This window comes from Shewanella sp. MF05913 (genome assembly GCF_059758095.1).
Genome location: NZ_JCAYNT010000002.1, coordinates 99,082 through 113,864 on the forward strand (window position 1 = coordinate 99,082; position 14,783 = coordinate 113,864).

Consider the following 14,783-nt stretch of genomic DNA (forward strand, 5'->3'; position numbering starts at 1 on the left):
CCAGACTCAAGCAGTTAAAGGTTACTTGACCACTAACACGGGACATTTCGCTTTGTTAGCCACTTCTTCAGCCACATTATCATGTAAAAAGTGTGCAAGACCTGTACGACCATGACTGGCGATAACCACCATGCCAATTTCATCGCTATTGGCTTCAGCTATAATTTCGGTCACGGCATCACCGCGGCGGATAACGGTTTCGACCTTTAAATCGGTTTTTAGCTGAGCTAATAATTCATGCATTTGCTTAGCGGCAGCATCTTCCATAGTTTTAGACAACTCTTCAGGCGTAATGGCGAGCACCATATAATTTTCGTCTCCAAGAGGTTGATCTACCACATTCAAAATACGAATTCCCACATTGTACAAATTTGCCATTTCAATTGCATATCGCAGCGCATGTGACGCCGTATCAGAAAAATCGGTAGGCCATAAAATATTACGTGTACGCATGTTGTTATCCTCCCGTACGTGAACAACTAATGAGTGAAGTAACCGCTTAACGATGACAGTAACCATTACAGCTAATAAACACCAATACAACCCGAAGATACCATTACAATCTGTAGATTGTATCTGCAAGATTAATCACTCCCCTTTCATTATTAGTGTAGTCATGAATGGGTGATTTTTTAGTGATCGAAATCAAAAAATATACTGAAAACTTGCGTTGGTTCAAAAATACGCCTAATATCAGACCGACTAATCAGTCGGTTTATTTTTAAACATATTGGCCATTCACAAAGGGCAATCTTATCATGTTGAAACAGGCATGATTAACCGACAACCTACTTCAGCCGGAGAATAATAATGAATATGGCAGTTGATCAAACAGTAAACTCACTCGCGCAATTACTCGACACTCAACGAAGCCGTTATTTGTCGCAACCGGCACCCAGTTATCAATCACGCGTCAATAAGCTCACTCAATTAAAACTCGCATTGCTTGATAACCAACAAAAAATAATCGATGCCCTTAATCAAGATTATGGCCACCGCTCAGCTAACGACACCGTCATTTCAGATATTTTACCTTGCATTAATAATATCAATTACACCATAAAGCATCTCAAATCGTGGATGAAACCGAGTCGTCGTCATGCAGGTATGTTGTTGTCACCGTCTACGGTTTCTGTGCAATATCAACCATTGGGCGTAATAGGCATTATCGTGCCGTGGAACTTCCCCATCATGTTATCAATGGGTCCATTGGTCACAGCCATTGCGGCAGGCAATGGTGCCATGCTGAAAATGTCAGAATTCACTCCTGCCACCAATGCGGTTTTACGACAATTATTGGCCACTATTTTTGAAGCGTCAGAAGTCACTATTGTTGAAGGCGAAGCTGAAGTTGCAGCCGAATTTTCATCGCTGCCTTTTGATCATATTTTGTTTACCGGCTCTACTGTAGTGGGGCGTCATGTTATGCGCGCTGCGGCCAATAATTTAACCCCTGTCACCTTAGAGTTAGGCGGCAAGTCACCGGCAATCATTGCCCCAGATATGCCAATGGAAACCGCCGTTGAACGGCTCATTTTTGGTAAATGTTTAAATGCTGGGCAAATCTGTGTGGCGCCCGATTATGTGCTCTGCCCAGCCGAAAAAGTCGATGAGTTTATAGCAGCGTACCGTGCACGATTCAGCAAAATGTATCCAAACTTTGTCAACAATGACGATTACGGCAACATAATTAACGATCGCCAGTATCAACGTTTAATGAAAGTGCTCGATGATGCAAAAAGCAAAGGTGCCAATGTCACGTCTGCAACCGATGACCCTGTATCAAGTAGTTCACGAAAGTTAGCAACGCAGCTCATCACTCAAACCACCGACGACATGCTGCTTATGCAAGATGAAATATTTGGGCCATTGTTACCCATTATTAGCTATCACAATATTTCCGAAGCCATCAGTTATGTTAACCGGGGTGATAGACCGCTTGCGCTTTACCTGATGAGTTTTGATAACCAAACTCAGCAAACTATTTTGCAGCAAACCCATTCTGGTGGTGTTTGTATTAATGACACAGTGTTTCATGTCGCAGCAGATGATGCTCCGTTTGGTGGCATTGGTCCATCAGGTATGGGGCACTACCACGGTAAAGAAGGATTCTTAACGTTTAGCCACGCAAAAACGGTATTAAACAGTGGTAAAATTAACACTGGTATTTTTGTACATCCACCTTATGGCGGCTTTATTCAACGCCTATTGATGAAATTCTTCTTACGTTAACATGCTCAAGCCCAGCAAATGTATTGCAACACTTGTTGGGCTCAAACCACTTAATTGACAGGTATTATTGACCTAATGAATAGTGCACCCGTTACCATTACACAAAAGAAACAAGCCATTTTAGATTCGGCGCTGTCACTGTTTGTCGATAAAGGCTTTAATGCCACATCAACCGCATCAATTGCTAAAGCAGCAGGGGTTGCTACGGGTACACTATTTCATCATTTTCCGGCAAAAAATGACATAATGAACCAACTTTTCCTGTCGATTAAACAAGAGTTTGCTAACAATATGGTGAGTAATATTGCGCTTTGTGGCGACATTGAAAAAGATGCCAATAACCTGTGGCAAAAAGCCATTGACTGGGCCATAGCACAACCCCTTAAGCAATTGTTCTTTTTACAATATTCAATGTCAGCCGATATTGATGCCGCAGTAAGAAAGCAAGCGATGACCAGTATTTTAGGTTTTGTGGTTGATTTGATTGAACAAGGTAAACAACAAGGGATTATTGCGGATTTTCCGAGTGAATTATTACTCGAAAATTGTCATGGTCAGTACTTAGCTGCTATTCGTTTTTTTACCGACAACCCACATCTAGGAGATGACAAAATACATCGCAGCGCCAGCTTCAAGTTATTCTGGCATGCCATGAAAGCCCAATAAGCCCACAGTTTAAGACTGAGTAATTAAAACTGAGTAATTTAAAACTAAGTAACTAAAAACTAATAACATAAAGCTGAGCCGCTTAGCTAATTATCTAAACCAAAGTCATCTAAACTAAAACCCGCTAAATCGACATCATCGCTTACTGAGTCGTTGTTATTGTCAAAATCGAATTGCGCAGTGTGGGCAGCTTGCTGGTTAAGCACTTCTTGTTGCTTGGCTTTATGCAGAGCATATTGACGGCGACGTTTTCGCTGCAAGCACAAACGAATCACATCTTGTTTTTGTAACTCACTAAACGTCATCCAGTTAAAACGCTCATCACGGCTTCGAAGGCAACCCACACAATAACCGCGACTGTCAGACTGACATACGCCAATACAAGGGCTGGGGACCGCAAAAAAACTTAACTGTTCCATCATCAGTGAAATTAACTCCAGTACATAAAATGAAGACTCTTTCAGATTATCGATTACTATACGATATAGTCGATAAATTAATCGATACATTCATCGTGACATTCATCGTAAGAAGTATAGGTAACGGATCTACACAGCTACAATCTTCGTATATTAAGGTTATACTAATTGAGTTAATTTTGTACATTATTGCTGTTTAATAGGAGGTCTCATGAAAACATTTTGGCATTCTGGTCAATTTTTTAGTCGTTACATAGGATGGCGCAAGCCTGTCATCATCTTAAGTTCGTTGCTATTAGTGGCCTCGTGCACAACTAAACCAAAGCAAGATTATGATGTAAATTATGACTTTTCTGCACTCAATAGCTTTAGTCAACTTACCATTGAGCAAACGGATGACCCATTAACCGCAGACAGAATTAACGCGGATATTAAGCAAACATTATTGAATCAAGGTTATGTTTATCAAGCAGACAATGCTGACTTTATTGTTAATTACGCTTTTGTCACTCAAGACAAAGAAAAAAATTCAGGCCTGTCTATTGGCTTAGGTTCCGGCACTTGGGGGTCTAGTGGTGGTATTGGTTTAGGCACGAGTATTGGTATTCCACTTGGCAGTGACACCGCAAAAACACAAGTAATACAAATTGATATTGTCGATCCTAAAGATAAGCGTTTAATTTGGCGCGGTAATGGCCAATATCATTTTGATCAAGGCGGCGAAGAAAAAGCCCAAGGAATAAACCAAACCGTTATCGCAATTTTGGCGCAATTCCCGCCGCAAAAATGATAACTCATGGCCATTGTGTAGTGAAAAATATCCAATGGCCGGCTTAGTTATCAAGTCGATGAAAAAATCTATTTAGCAATTAGCAACGCCGCGGTAAACTAGTGGCCAATTTACTTTATTGATTTGTTGAAATGACCACCGAAACATATAACCAAGCATTACTGACTTTAGCCCTGGCAGGCATCGATGCCATAAATACTTCTGCATCGCAGCATAAATCGCCAAGAACGCCAGCACAAGAAAGCCACTTTTTATGCAATTGGATGGTTGAGTCATTAAAAACTAAACGTTTTTCTAAACTAGTCGCAGACGATCTCACAACATGGATCCGTCAAGCTCGCAGTCAAGGCGCTGGAGCCCAGCTTAAACGACTGCTGACTTGTATTGCCGATCAGTATCAACAAGCCAATAATAGCGCTATCGCTACAGGAGCAGGGCTTAAAAATCTGCTCGCTGAATTAACGGCACAAAAGTGGGTGATCATTACCGACACCGATATTGATGCTAAACTTAAGCTCGACAGTGTTGGGCAATCAAGCTTAATCATCTCGGCTAAAGAATTTAATCAGCACATTATCGATGACAACATCGTTAAATCCATTTCCATGTACATCCGCGGTGATGAAAGTCTAGTGGCGCGTTTAGCACTCACTCAAGGCATTTTATTAAGCCAAGGCAATAAGAAAACTACACTGATTAAACACCACAAGACCTACACCTTACGGCCTAAAAATCTGCATCCAAGTTTATGCTTATTGTGTATTGATCAATATTAGCAAAAGCAAACCCGGCAGCGTATTGCGGGCACACGTGTAATGTGAGGAGGTACCATGAAAAGAAGCGTTATTGCGGTGACTTGCTTTGTACTCTTTTTTCTATCTACGCTAGCGTTTGCCGATACTGCGCTCAAATATAACGTTAATGGTTCCAGTAATTGGGTGCCTTATTACATCCCCGACTCACCTGAAAGCCCTGGTATTTTAGGTGAGTTAGTGCCCCTTTTGCTCACCCATGCCAACATCAAAATTGAAAAACACAACTTTCCACCAAGACGAACCAACTATGCGTTAGACAGTGGCTGGCTTGACTTTGATTTTGTTAGCCCGAGTTGGTTTCCTCATGACGATTTAGGCGAGGAATTTGTTCAATCGTCGGCCATTATCGCCATTGAAGAGCACATCATTACCCTAGCCTCTAACGCTAAAGATTGGCAAAGTAACGACAGCCTAAAAGGTCAAGAAATTGGTACGGTAGGTGGCTACTTGTATCATGATGACACAGAGTTCACCCGGGTGGATTTCAGCTCAGAACGAGAACTCATCAAAGCACTTTATAAAGACCGAGTCAAAGCGGCAATATCAGGTGACTTGCCCGCACTATATTGGGCCAAACAGCTCAACAGCCCTATCACGCTAGCCGCGCTCCATTCAAAAGGGCATTTAGTAATGCGACTTAGAAAAGAGCATGCGGCATTATTACCGAGAATCAATGCAGCTATTATTGAGTTGCAGTCTAACGGTACGATTACGCGCATTATCAACAAATACACCCAGCAAGCAGTATTTGAGCACATTGAGCACATTGAGAAATAGTCTCTGCGTAAAAGGCTTAAAACGGGTTTACGCTATAACCTTCGTGAGCCAATACAGCATGAGCCGTTAATGCCGACAGCGCCATATCCACTCCAGGTAATAAGTCATCAGGCGTAATGCCATAATAAGCTGCGGTTTGGCCGCACACATAAAACCTAACGCCTTGTTTAACTAATTGCGCAATCAAGTCTGCATTAGCATTACTCTTACCCGTATTAAGCATTTTGTAAAATCGCTCTTGAGTCATATCGCTCGCAGCTTGCCCATGAACGACCATCGCCAGTGAAATGTCTTCTAGTTTCACTCCGGCTGCAACGTGCATATTAATAAAACGGGCTAAGGTATCTATGCTGCGATTAAGTTCACCCGCTTTTGCTGCTTGGCCTAGATCAAAAGCCACTTTAAACTTCATGCCTTTGGGGATCACTAAACTGCTATTGACCTCTGCAACCTTGCCATAATCTTTAATCACGGTGCCGGGTTTAAATGCTTCAATGCCAGCATTAACCGTAAAAGAAAAACATGCCAAAACGGCAATTAACGCGGAAAACACCGCGGGTGTGACCGTTAAAGGTAAATGAATTTTCATTATAGTGATGTTCCTTATGATACCGATTCTCGCAGCTTAATTAGCCACTCATTAACAATGTGGATGCCACTTTAACACAGTTTAACGCATGGAATTTAGCGCATTTCTGAGTATAATCGCCTCTAAAATAAGCCAAAACTGATTAATATGCCAATACGCCCGATTTGCCTCACTGACTGGTCAAGCATTATGTCCATACAAGCTCAATGTTATGTCGATCTCACTCCTGAATCTTTAAGTGTGATGCAAAGTAAATGGCTGGCATCGCCTTCAACCTGTGTGGTCTTCGAGCAAGCTCAACAAGTATTAGCCTATGCTTTAGTGCATCCCTGGAATCGTGGCGATGCACCGTCGTTAGACTGTGAGATATCATCGCAACATTCAACCAGTTGGTATTTACATGACATGGCCATTGCACCGAGTGCGCAAGGTTTAGGGGTTGGCAAACAACTTTTAACGCATGTACTTAATCAAGCTAGCGCGTTAAATATCGACGGCATTGGGCTCGTTGCGGTGCAAGGTGCACACACGTATTGGCTGCAACAAGGCTTTAAGCCACACGCAACATCGCCAAAACTCACTCAATCGCTTAGCAGCTATCCTGCTGGAGCCTGTTATTTATATTTAACGTTAACTTAAATGTAACCAATGGCCTCTTGATAAAGGTTAATAGCGATTTTATTGATAATTTATGGCAAGTTTTTGCGAACCTATTGGTTATAGCCTGTTGAACGTGGGACAATTAGCCATTATGTAAGAGCCTGCAGTTACACCCACTAGACTCTTACAACGTGGTACCTCATGCCTTAGCAGCCATCTTGTGGCAGGACAATCATCCTAGGTACCATATTATTTATGATTTACATTAATTTCAGGAGTTCGTCATGGCGCGCCAAGTGATTTACATTTTTAAAGGTCAAACAAAAACGATTCCATTTAGCTACGATATACACCACGACCTTTATGAAGCGGCTGCTGAGGCTGAAGGAATTGATTTAAAAAAGTTTCTCTCCATGGAAAAGCAAATTGCATTGACCTCAAAAAAAGGCGCTAAAGCAGAAAAAGAATTCCGCAAAAGCGAATTCGCTCGTTTTGGCTTTACCAGCATTAAGTTTGTGCGTGAAGATGATGAAATCTAACCTCAATTGAGTCGTAAGGAATATCAATGTTAAACACAGAACATGCCAATTTCCCTCGAGCCAGTTTTGTTCGCAGAGTCGGGGCGATAATTTATGATTCTTTACTCGCTGTTGCAGTTTATATGTTTGCCGGCGCGATTGGTTTTGCTGTCTTCTTTGGCTTACAAAGCAGCGGCATGATTTCACTCAATGGTTTTGAGCACACCTCAGATCTACTCAATAACACGCCGCTTTATCATGGCCTTTATCAACTGTGGTTAGCACTGTGTGTAGTGAGCTTTTACGCTATTTTTTGGAGCCGTGGAGGTCAAACATTAGGCATGAGAGCCTGGCGTTTAAAAGTCCAACATCCTAACGGGCAAAACCTGAGCTTTATTACTGCTTGTGCTCGCGTAGTGTGGTCTTTATTAGGAGTGGGTAACTTATGGATTTTAATCAATGCCGATAAACTGGCTTTGCAAGACATGATGACCCGCTCAGAAGTGGTGTTATTGTCGGTTGAGGCCAATCAAATGCGCAATTGGCACGGCGCATAACATTGCTAAATAATGACATAAGTTAATTGCATAAGTTGATGACATTAGTTGATGGCATTAGTTAATTCCTAAGCAATAAAAATGGCAACCTACTGGTTGCCATTTTTGTTTATCGCGTTAGCAAAATATTTATTTTCGGATGTAATACAAGGCAAAGCCGGTAAATAATACACTGGGCGCGACGGCCCCAATAAATGCCGGTATCTCGTAAACAATGCTCATGGGACCAAATATTTGGTTACTAATATAAAAACTAAAGCCAGCCACAACACCCAATAACACTCGAGCGCCCATCGTTACGGTACGCAATGGACCAAACACAAACGATAACGCCACGAGCATCATTACTGCCACCGTCACAGGCTGCATAATCTTGCGCCATAACGCTAAATCATATCGACTTGAGTCTTGTTGGTTAATCTCTAAATAGTCTAGATAATCGAGAAGCCCTCGAATGGATAACGACTCAGGCTTAACAGACACGACACTCAATTTATCTGGTGTCAGTGATGAGCGCCAAATATCGCTGTCTACATAATCTCGAACCACTTTATCATCTTGTATTGAAGTATGATTAACGCCAATGAGCTTCCAAACATCTCCCTTAAACATGGCTTGCTCAGCGTGAGTAACTCCAGTCAATTCGAGCTTATCGTTAAAGCGATATAAGCTAACATTATTAAGGGAATCGACATTGATCACTTCACCGATATTAACGAACATATCGCCATCTTTAGCCCAAACACCGCGATGAGATTTAATTAAACTGCCACCTGAGGTTTTAACCGCTTGCAATTCTTTAGCGCTTTTTTCCGCAATGGGAGCGCCCCACTCTCCTAGCGCCATCACCATAATCATCAGTGGAATCGCAGTTTTCATCGCCGATTGAGTAATTTGTAAACGCGACATGCCAGAAGCTTGCATGACCACAAGCTCAGAATTAGACGCCAACATCCCCATGCCGATTAACGCGCCAAGGAGTACCGCCATTGGGAAAAACATTTCAATGTCTCGTGGCACTAAAAACAATACGTAGATACCCGCATCGATTAACGTATAACTACCGCGTCCAACAACGCGTAACTGATCTACCCACTTAATAATGCCCGACAAGCCAGTTAGAACAAGTAAACACAATGCCGACGTGCTGACAATCATACGGGCAATATAAAGGTCTAAAATTCTCATGCTGCCACCTGCTTACGTTTAAATAAGCCTAGCAACTTTTTACCTGACGGCCGTTCTTTAACTAATAACAGTAACCCTAATATCAAAGCGCAACCATGGATCCACCACATGCCTAAATACTGTGGTACCACTTCATCTTGCAAGGCTTTACGGCCCGCTACCATCAATCCAAAATAGCCTAAATACAATAAAATAGCCGGGAACATTTTGGCAAACTTACCTTGACGAACGTTCACTCGAGCTAAAGGTACGGCAATTAATGTCATTAATGGAATAGCGATAGGAATTGCCAAACGCCATTGAAACTCAGCTGAGGCTTCAGGTCCTGGGGTTGCCAATAATTCATCAACAGGCAGCGCTGACAATTTACGACGACGCTCATCCACTTCCTGCTCTTTGATTTCCATTTTATAGCCACCAAACTCAATGGTCTGTAAATCAAGAGAATTGGGACTACCTTGGTAACGTACTCCGTTTTCAAGTTGCAGTTGTTGGCTGCCAATATCGTCTTCTATCACTCGGCCTTGCTGAGCAACAACAATGTTGGTTAAGCCATCTTCATCTTCAGGATCAGGTAACTGCGCCACAAAGACGTTATCAAGAGTGTTGTCTTTGTTAATACGTTCAACAAACAACACCGCCCGCCCGTTAGGACTGGCTTGGAAGCGCCCTTGAGTCAAGGCTGCAAGACCGGCCTCCGACTGAGCTTTCTCTAATACCTGGTTTTGACGTTCTTCTGCCCACGGACCGACATAAATCGACAAATAAGCGGTAAAAATCAAATTGCCAAGCGCAACCAGTAACGTGACGCGGGTGACATACCATTCGCTGACACCTACGCCGTGCAATACCACCATTTCATTTTCGGCATACATACGCCCATGAGCCAATAAAATGGCTAAAAAGAAACTCAGCGGCAACACTAAAACGGTTAATTGAGGCAAGTTAAGCCCCAGTAATGTCATGACTAATGATGCAGGAAATTCGCCGTCTGAAGCGTCAGCTAACACACGCACAAATTGCTGGCTAATAAAAATAGTTAACAGTACCAAAAGTACCGCAAATTGCGCTTTTAAAACTTCACCAATCAGGTATCTAAATACAATCACAAGTAGGATCCGGTGGCTAAACTTATCTTTTTACTGGTATCAGAGCAACTTTCATGTAAACTGTCTACTTTCAGCAGTTTTGCTAGTTTTCTGACCAGCGCGGAAGGTGCTTTCGGGTCATCATTAACCTCTATTTTGGCAGTCAATTTTCGCCTTTTTTTAGTTAATAACCCCAAACAGTTAACACCTTTTCGTTGATTATATGCCAGATGGCCTAATGCAAACATTATCTAATAAATATAAAAATTTGTCTTTAAGAATCTAGGAGTGCTCATGGAGTTTAGCGTAAAGAGCGGCAGCCCCGAAAAGCAACGTTCGGCTTGTATCGTTGTTGGTGTCTACGAACCTCGCCGTTTATCTGGTATCGCAGAGCAATTGGATAAAATCAGTGAAGGTTACATTAGTAATCTACTTCGCCGTGGCGACCTTGAAGGTAAGCCTGGTCAAATGTTGCTATTGCATCACGTACCCAACGTATTAAGTGAACGTGTATTATTGGTTGGTTGTGGTAAAGAGCGTGAGCTAGACGAGCGCCAATACAAACAAATCATCACAAAAACCATCAGCACGTTAAACGAAACCGGCTCTATGGAAGCAGTATGCTTCTTAACTGAATTGCATGTCAAAGGCCGCGACACCTATTGGAAAGTTCGCCAAGCCGTTGAAACAACTCAAAACAGCTTATATTCATTTGATGCATTAAAAACCCGTAAGGGTGAAACTCGTCGTCCACTGCGTAAAATGGTATTTAATGTGCCTACTCGCCGTGAACTCACCATTGGTGAGCGCGCGATTGAGCACGGAGCCGCGGTGTCAGCAGGTATGCATTTATGCCGCGACGTGGCCAACATGCCACCGAATATCTGCAACCCAGCTTATTTAGCATCTCAAGCTCGTCAAATGGCTGAAGTGCACGAAAACCTTAAAGTGACGACCATTGGCGAAGAGCAAATGGCCAAGCTAGGTATGCATTCATACCTTGCTGTAGGTCGTGCTAGCGCAAACGAGTCAATTATGACCGTGATGGAATATCAAGGCGCGGTAAACAGCACAGAAAAACCAATTGTACTTGTGGGTAAAGGATTAACCTTTGACTCAGGCGGCATTTCATTAAAACCAGGCGAAGCCATGGACGAAATGAAATACGACATGGGTGGCGCTGCGGGTGTAATTGGCGCAATGAAAGCGCTATGTGAAATGAAGCTGCCTATCAATGTTATTGGTATTTTAGCTGGCTGTGAGAACATGCCTGCGGGTAACGCATATCGCCCAGGTGACATTTTAACAACCATGTCAGGTCAAACAGTTGAAGTGCTTAACACTGATGCTGAAGGTCGTTTAGTGTTATGTGATGTATTAACTTACGTTGAACGCTTCGATCCTGAGCTTGTCATTGACACTGCAACCTTAACCGGTGCATGTGTGATTGCATTAGGTAAACACGCTTCAGGCTTGTTTAGCTCACACAACCCATTAGCACATGAATTGCTTAATGCTGGTGAGCAAAGCGGTGACCGTGCATGGCGTATGCCGTTATGGGATGAATACCAAGACATGCTAGACAGCCCGTTTGCTGACATGACTAACTTAGGTGGCCGTCCTGCGGGTTCAATCACTGCGGCGTGTTTCTTGTCTCGCTTTGCTAAAAAGTACAATTGGGCGCATTTAGACGTAGCCGGTACAGCTTGGAATAGCGGCGCAAACAAAGGTTCAACCGGTCGTCCGGTGCCGATTTTAAGCCAGTTCTTAATTAATCGTGCTGGTGTTGAAATTAGCGAATAAGCTTTGGCTTAACGCATAAAAAAGGGTAAAGCGCAGGCTTTACCCTTTTTTGTTACTGTTTTATTAGGATGGTAGATAATCATCACCTCGGGCCACATGGTTTTAAGATTAGAGAGCTTAAGTTTAGAGCCGTTGAATATAGTCACTTTGAATATGGTCACTTTGAATTTAGTTTTATTAAGCGTAGTGCTATTAAGCGAAGTGCTATTGAGTAAAGCGTTATTGAGTGGGCAAACCAGAATTAGACGACTTAAATTAGCTCTCAAATCAGCCCTCAAATTATGCCAGCCATTGACGATGTAACTGCTCGCCATCACCGAGATAATCTAATACCCAGGCCAATGCGGGTGACATTTGTTCATCATTCCATGCCAGACAACATGGACTCGGTTGCTTAATTCGACTCAGTACCTTGCTCACTAACCTACCCGACTCAATTAACGGCTGTGCTAAATGAGCAGGCATATAGCCAACACCAAGCCCTTCGACAAAACAATTAATCGCACTGTGCCAATCGGGCACAACCAAGCGGCGTTGGCCATTTAACAACCAATCGGTTCGTTTAGGAATTTCACGTGACGTATCTTCCAAGCAAATAGACGGAAACACTTTAAGTTCATCATCAATCAAAGGCCGCATAATATCGGCTAACGGGTGCCCCGCACTGACAACAAACAACCAATCAATGTCGCCCATATAAGTAAACTTATAAGCCCCGCCAACCGGATTGGCGGTAGTTGCACCAATCGCAATATCGCTACGACCAGTGGCAAGTGCCTCCCATACGCCATTAAACACTTCGATGCGAATAATTAACTCAACATCTTGAAACTGCCTATAAAAGTCAGCAATTAAGGCATGTACACTGTCGGTTCTCGCAATGTTATCAAGCGCAATTGACAAAGTGGGCTTCCAGCCATTCGCCACTCGTTGAGTGTCGCGCTTCATCAGCGCCATATCAGCCAAAAAGACACGAGCTTTGGCTGCAAAATGTTTACCGGCAGGGGTTAACGTCACACTGCGATGATGACGAATAAATAGCTCAACACCTAATTCCGTTTCAATTTGTTTAATTGAATAACTAATAGCAGATGGCACTTTATGTAATTTCTTTGCCGCCGCAGTAAAGCTGCCTGTTTGGGCAACAACATCAATTAATTCGAAAGTTTGCTGTGAAAGCATATTGATTTAACTCATTAAAAATGGATATTTATCTAAAATCAACAAACATAAAAATACATCCTAAATAAATACCCCGCCCTAATCCATCAATATTTTTGATAGCAATAGTCAAAAATAAACGTTTCCCGCTAATTTAGTAACCCATTAAGCTACTGTTTTTTATTCATACCAACAGAACTAAAGATGTCAGAATTTAGCAGCAACAATATAATTAATAACACTAAACTAACAAAATTAATGTTTTATTTTTTCCTTTTTTATTTAGCCTTGCTGAGTATGTTAGGGTTTATTGCAACAGATATGTATCTACCTTCGTTCAAATCTATTGAAGGGACATTTAATGCCACCACCTCAGAAGTGGCTATTTCGCTAACCAGCTTTTTAGCTGGGCTTGCAATCGGTCAGTTACTGTATGGTCCGTTAGTCCATAAAATAGGCAAACGAAACGCCCTACTGGTTGGCTTAGGTTTATTTATGCTGGCAAGTGCATTGATTGCAACCAGTGACAACATCATGACAATGAACATTGCGCGCTTTTTTCAAGCCATTGGAGCATGTAGCGCCGCAGTAATTTGGCAGGCGATTGTGATTGAACAATACCCAGCAGATAAAGCGCAAAACATATTTTCTAATATCATGCCATTAGTTGCACTTTCTCCTGCGCTAGCCCCTATTGTGGGTGCATTTATACTAAACAGTTTTGGTTGGCGGGCTGTGTTTATCTGTTTGTGTATCATCGCCGTTATGCTGATTACCATGACCTGTATTTTTGTCCCTAAAGAATCCAAACTTATTCAGGCCAATAAAACACATATTGGCTATCTGCAGCTACTCAGCAATACTCGCTACTTGGGTAATGTATTAATATTTGGCGCGTGCTCAGGGGCTTTTTTTGCTTACTTAACCTTATGGCCAGCGGTAATGGAACAATATGGTTATGCCGCAACTGAAATTGGTTTAAGTTTTGTTCCACAAACAATCATGTTTATCGTCGGTGGCTACTCCAGTAAAATACTCATCAAAAAGCTGGGTACCCAAACCACATTAACTTGCTTATTGATTTTCTTTGGTTATTGCGTTGCAGCCATTTTTGTCTCAAGCGTGTTAATCAACACCGACACCATTTGGCCGTTATTAATTGCATTTTCACTACTTGCTGGCAGTAATGGTGCAATTTATCCCATCGTCGTTAACAATGCGCTGCAAGAGTTTAAACACAACGCGTCAAAAGCCGCTGGATTACAGAATTTTATTCAAATTTCGATTGCCTTCGGCGCGTCAAGCTTAGTCGTGCTTTGGGCTGACTTAGGTGACAACGCGATTGGATGGGGTATTTTAGTTTGTTCAATATTAGTCGCAGTGGGATACATCATTAAACGTCATGATTCTTGGAAACAAATCAAGCAGCACTTTGTGTTCCCCGATCCAGCAAGACTGAGTCAAACCTCAAGCAAAGAGGTGCCTAAATAACGCATCAATAAACGCAATAATGATGAGGTTATAGTTTGTTTTATAACCTCATTACATGGTAGATTAAATATCGAACAATATCATCGAAC

At 42.3% G+C, this 14,783-nt stretch carries 16 protein-coding genes; 10 read left to right on the forward strand and 6 right to left on the reverse strand.

Features of this window, described 5'->3' with window-relative positions; all coding sequences use genetic code 11:
• Window positions 1-21: 21 nt before the first annotated feature.
• Entirely contained in the window at window positions 22-453 is a 432-nt protein-coding gene (locus AC19MV_RS03855; protein WP_498305849.1) for a universal stress protein, read from the reverse strand.
• 357 nt (window positions 454-810) lie between these two features.
• Here AC19MV_RS03855 and AC19MV_RS03860 point away from each other — a divergent pair, with 357 nt between their 5' ends.
• Window positions 811-2,232, forward strand: coding sequence for a coniferyl aldehyde dehydrogenase (locus tag AC19MV_RS03860; RefSeq protein WP_498305850.1), 1,422 nt, complete (start codon window positions 811-813; stop codon window positions 2,230-2,232).
• Between the two features lie 75 nt (window positions 2,233-2,307).
• The gene (locus tag AC19MV_RS03865) at window positions 2,308-2,898 is read left to right on the forward strand and encodes a TetR/AcrR family transcriptional regulator (protein WP_432399077.1); all 591 of its coding nucleotides are present in this window, start codon (window positions 2,308-2,310) and stop codon (window positions 2,896-2,898) included.
• Window positions 2,899-2,984: 86 nt separating this feature from the next.
• Here AC19MV_RS03865 and AC19MV_RS03870 read toward each other — a convergent pair whose 3' ends face one another.
• Window positions 2,985-3,317 carry a DUF1289 domain-containing protein gene (locus AC19MV_RS03870; RefSeq protein WP_432399211.1) on the reverse strand — a complete coding sequence of 111 codons (333 nt, stop codon included), beginning with the start codon at window positions 3,315-3,317 and terminating at the stop codon, window positions 2,985-2,987.
• A gap of 253 nt (window positions 3,318-3,570) precedes the next feature.
• On the opposite strand from AC19MV_RS03870, the gene AC19MV_RS03875 reads away from it, so the two are divergent.
• The 3 genes from AC19MV_RS03875 (at window position 3,571) to AC19MV_RS03885 (ending at window position 5,699) form a co-directional block, all read left to right on the forward strand.
• Window positions 3,571-4,107, forward strand: coding sequence for a DUF4136 domain-containing protein (locus AC19MV_RS03875; protein WP_498306253.1), 537 nt, complete (start codon window positions 3,571-3,573; stop codon window positions 4,105-4,107).
• 131 nt (window positions 4,108-4,238) lie between these two features.
• Window positions 4,239-4,883 carry a DUF2913 family protein gene (locus AC19MV_RS03880; protein ID WP_498305851.1) on the forward strand — a complete coding sequence of 215 codons (645 nt, stop codon included), beginning with the start codon at window positions 4,239-4,241 and terminating at the stop codon, window positions 4,881-4,883.
• 54 nt (window positions 4,884-4,937) lie between these two features.
• Window positions 4,938-5,699 (forward strand): substrate-binding periplasmic protein, encoded by a 762-nt coding sequence (locus AC19MV_RS03885; RefSeq protein WP_498305852.1) that lies wholly within the window; start codon window positions 4,938-4,940, stop codon window positions 5,697-5,699.
• A 16-nt stretch (window positions 5,700-5,715) separates the two neighbouring features.
• Here AC19MV_RS03885 and AC19MV_RS03890 read toward each other — a convergent pair whose 3' ends face one another.
• A complete protein-coding gene (locus tag AC19MV_RS03890; protein ID WP_498305853.1) occupies window positions 5,716-6,288 on the reverse strand; it encodes a DsrE family protein in 573 nt (190 codons plus the stop codon).
• A gap of 189 nt (window positions 6,289-6,477) precedes the next feature.
• On the opposite strand from AC19MV_RS03890, the gene AC19MV_RS03895 reads away from it, so the two are divergent.
• From AC19MV_RS03895 to AC19MV_RS03905, 3 genes are all read left to right on the forward strand, one after another.
• Window positions 6,478-6,927: a GNAT family N-acetyltransferase gene (locus AC19MV_RS03895; RefSeq protein WP_498305854.1), complete on the forward strand. Its 450-nt coding sequence runs from the start codon at window positions 6,478-6,480 to the stop codon at window positions 6,925-6,927.
• Between the two features lie 245 nt (window positions 6,928-7,172).
• Window positions 7,173-7,427, forward strand: coding sequence for a DUF2960 domain-containing protein (locus AC19MV_RS03900; RefSeq protein WP_432399082.1), 255 nt, complete (start codon window positions 7,173-7,175; stop codon window positions 7,425-7,427).
• A gap of 26 nt (window positions 7,428-7,453) precedes the next feature.
• Window positions 7,454-7,963, forward strand: a complete 510-nt coding sequence (locus AC19MV_RS03905) for an RDD family protein (protein ID WP_432399083.1) — start codon at window positions 7,454-7,456, stop codon at window positions 7,961-7,963.
• 129 nt (window positions 7,964-8,092) lie between these two features.
• Here the strand turns inward: AC19MV_RS03905 and lptG are convergent, their stop codons facing one another.
• A complete protein-coding gene (lptG, locus tag AC19MV_RS03910; protein WP_498305855.1) occupies window positions 8,093-9,151 on the reverse strand; it encodes an LPS export ABC transporter permease LptG in 1,059 nt (352 codons plus the stop codon).
• Entirely contained in the window at window positions 9,148-10,260 is a 1,113-nt protein-coding gene (gene lptF / locus AC19MV_RS03915; RefSeq protein ID WP_498305856.1) for an LPS export ABC transporter permease LptF, read from the reverse strand. The genes lptG and lptF overlap by 4 nt, the downstream gene beginning before the upstream one ends.
• 273 nt (window positions 10,261-10,533) lie before the next feature.
• Between lptF and pepA the strand changes: the two genes are divergently transcribed.
• A complete protein-coding gene (gene pepA / locus AC19MV_RS03920) occupies window positions 10,534-12,042 on the forward strand; it encodes a leucyl aminopeptidase (RefSeq protein WP_432399086.1) in 1,509 nt (502 codons plus the stop codon).
• Window positions 12,043-12,321: 279 nt separating this feature from the next.
• On the opposite strand, the gene punR is transcribed toward pepA, so the two are convergent.
• Window positions 12,322-13,224, reverse strand: coding sequence for a DNA-binding transcriptional activator PunR (punR, locus tag AC19MV_RS03925; protein ID WP_498305857.1), 903 nt, complete (start codon window positions 13,222-13,224; stop codon window positions 12,322-12,324).
• A 183-nt stretch (window positions 13,225-13,407) separates the two neighbouring features.
• On the opposite strand from punR, the gene punC reads away from it, so the two are divergent.
• Window positions 13,408-14,694, forward strand: coding sequence for a purine nucleoside transporter PunC (gene punC / locus AC19MV_RS03930; protein WP_498305858.1), 1,287 nt, complete (start codon window positions 13,408-13,410; stop codon window positions 14,692-14,694).
• The last annotated feature ends 89 nt before the right edge of the window (window positions 14,695-14,783 follow it).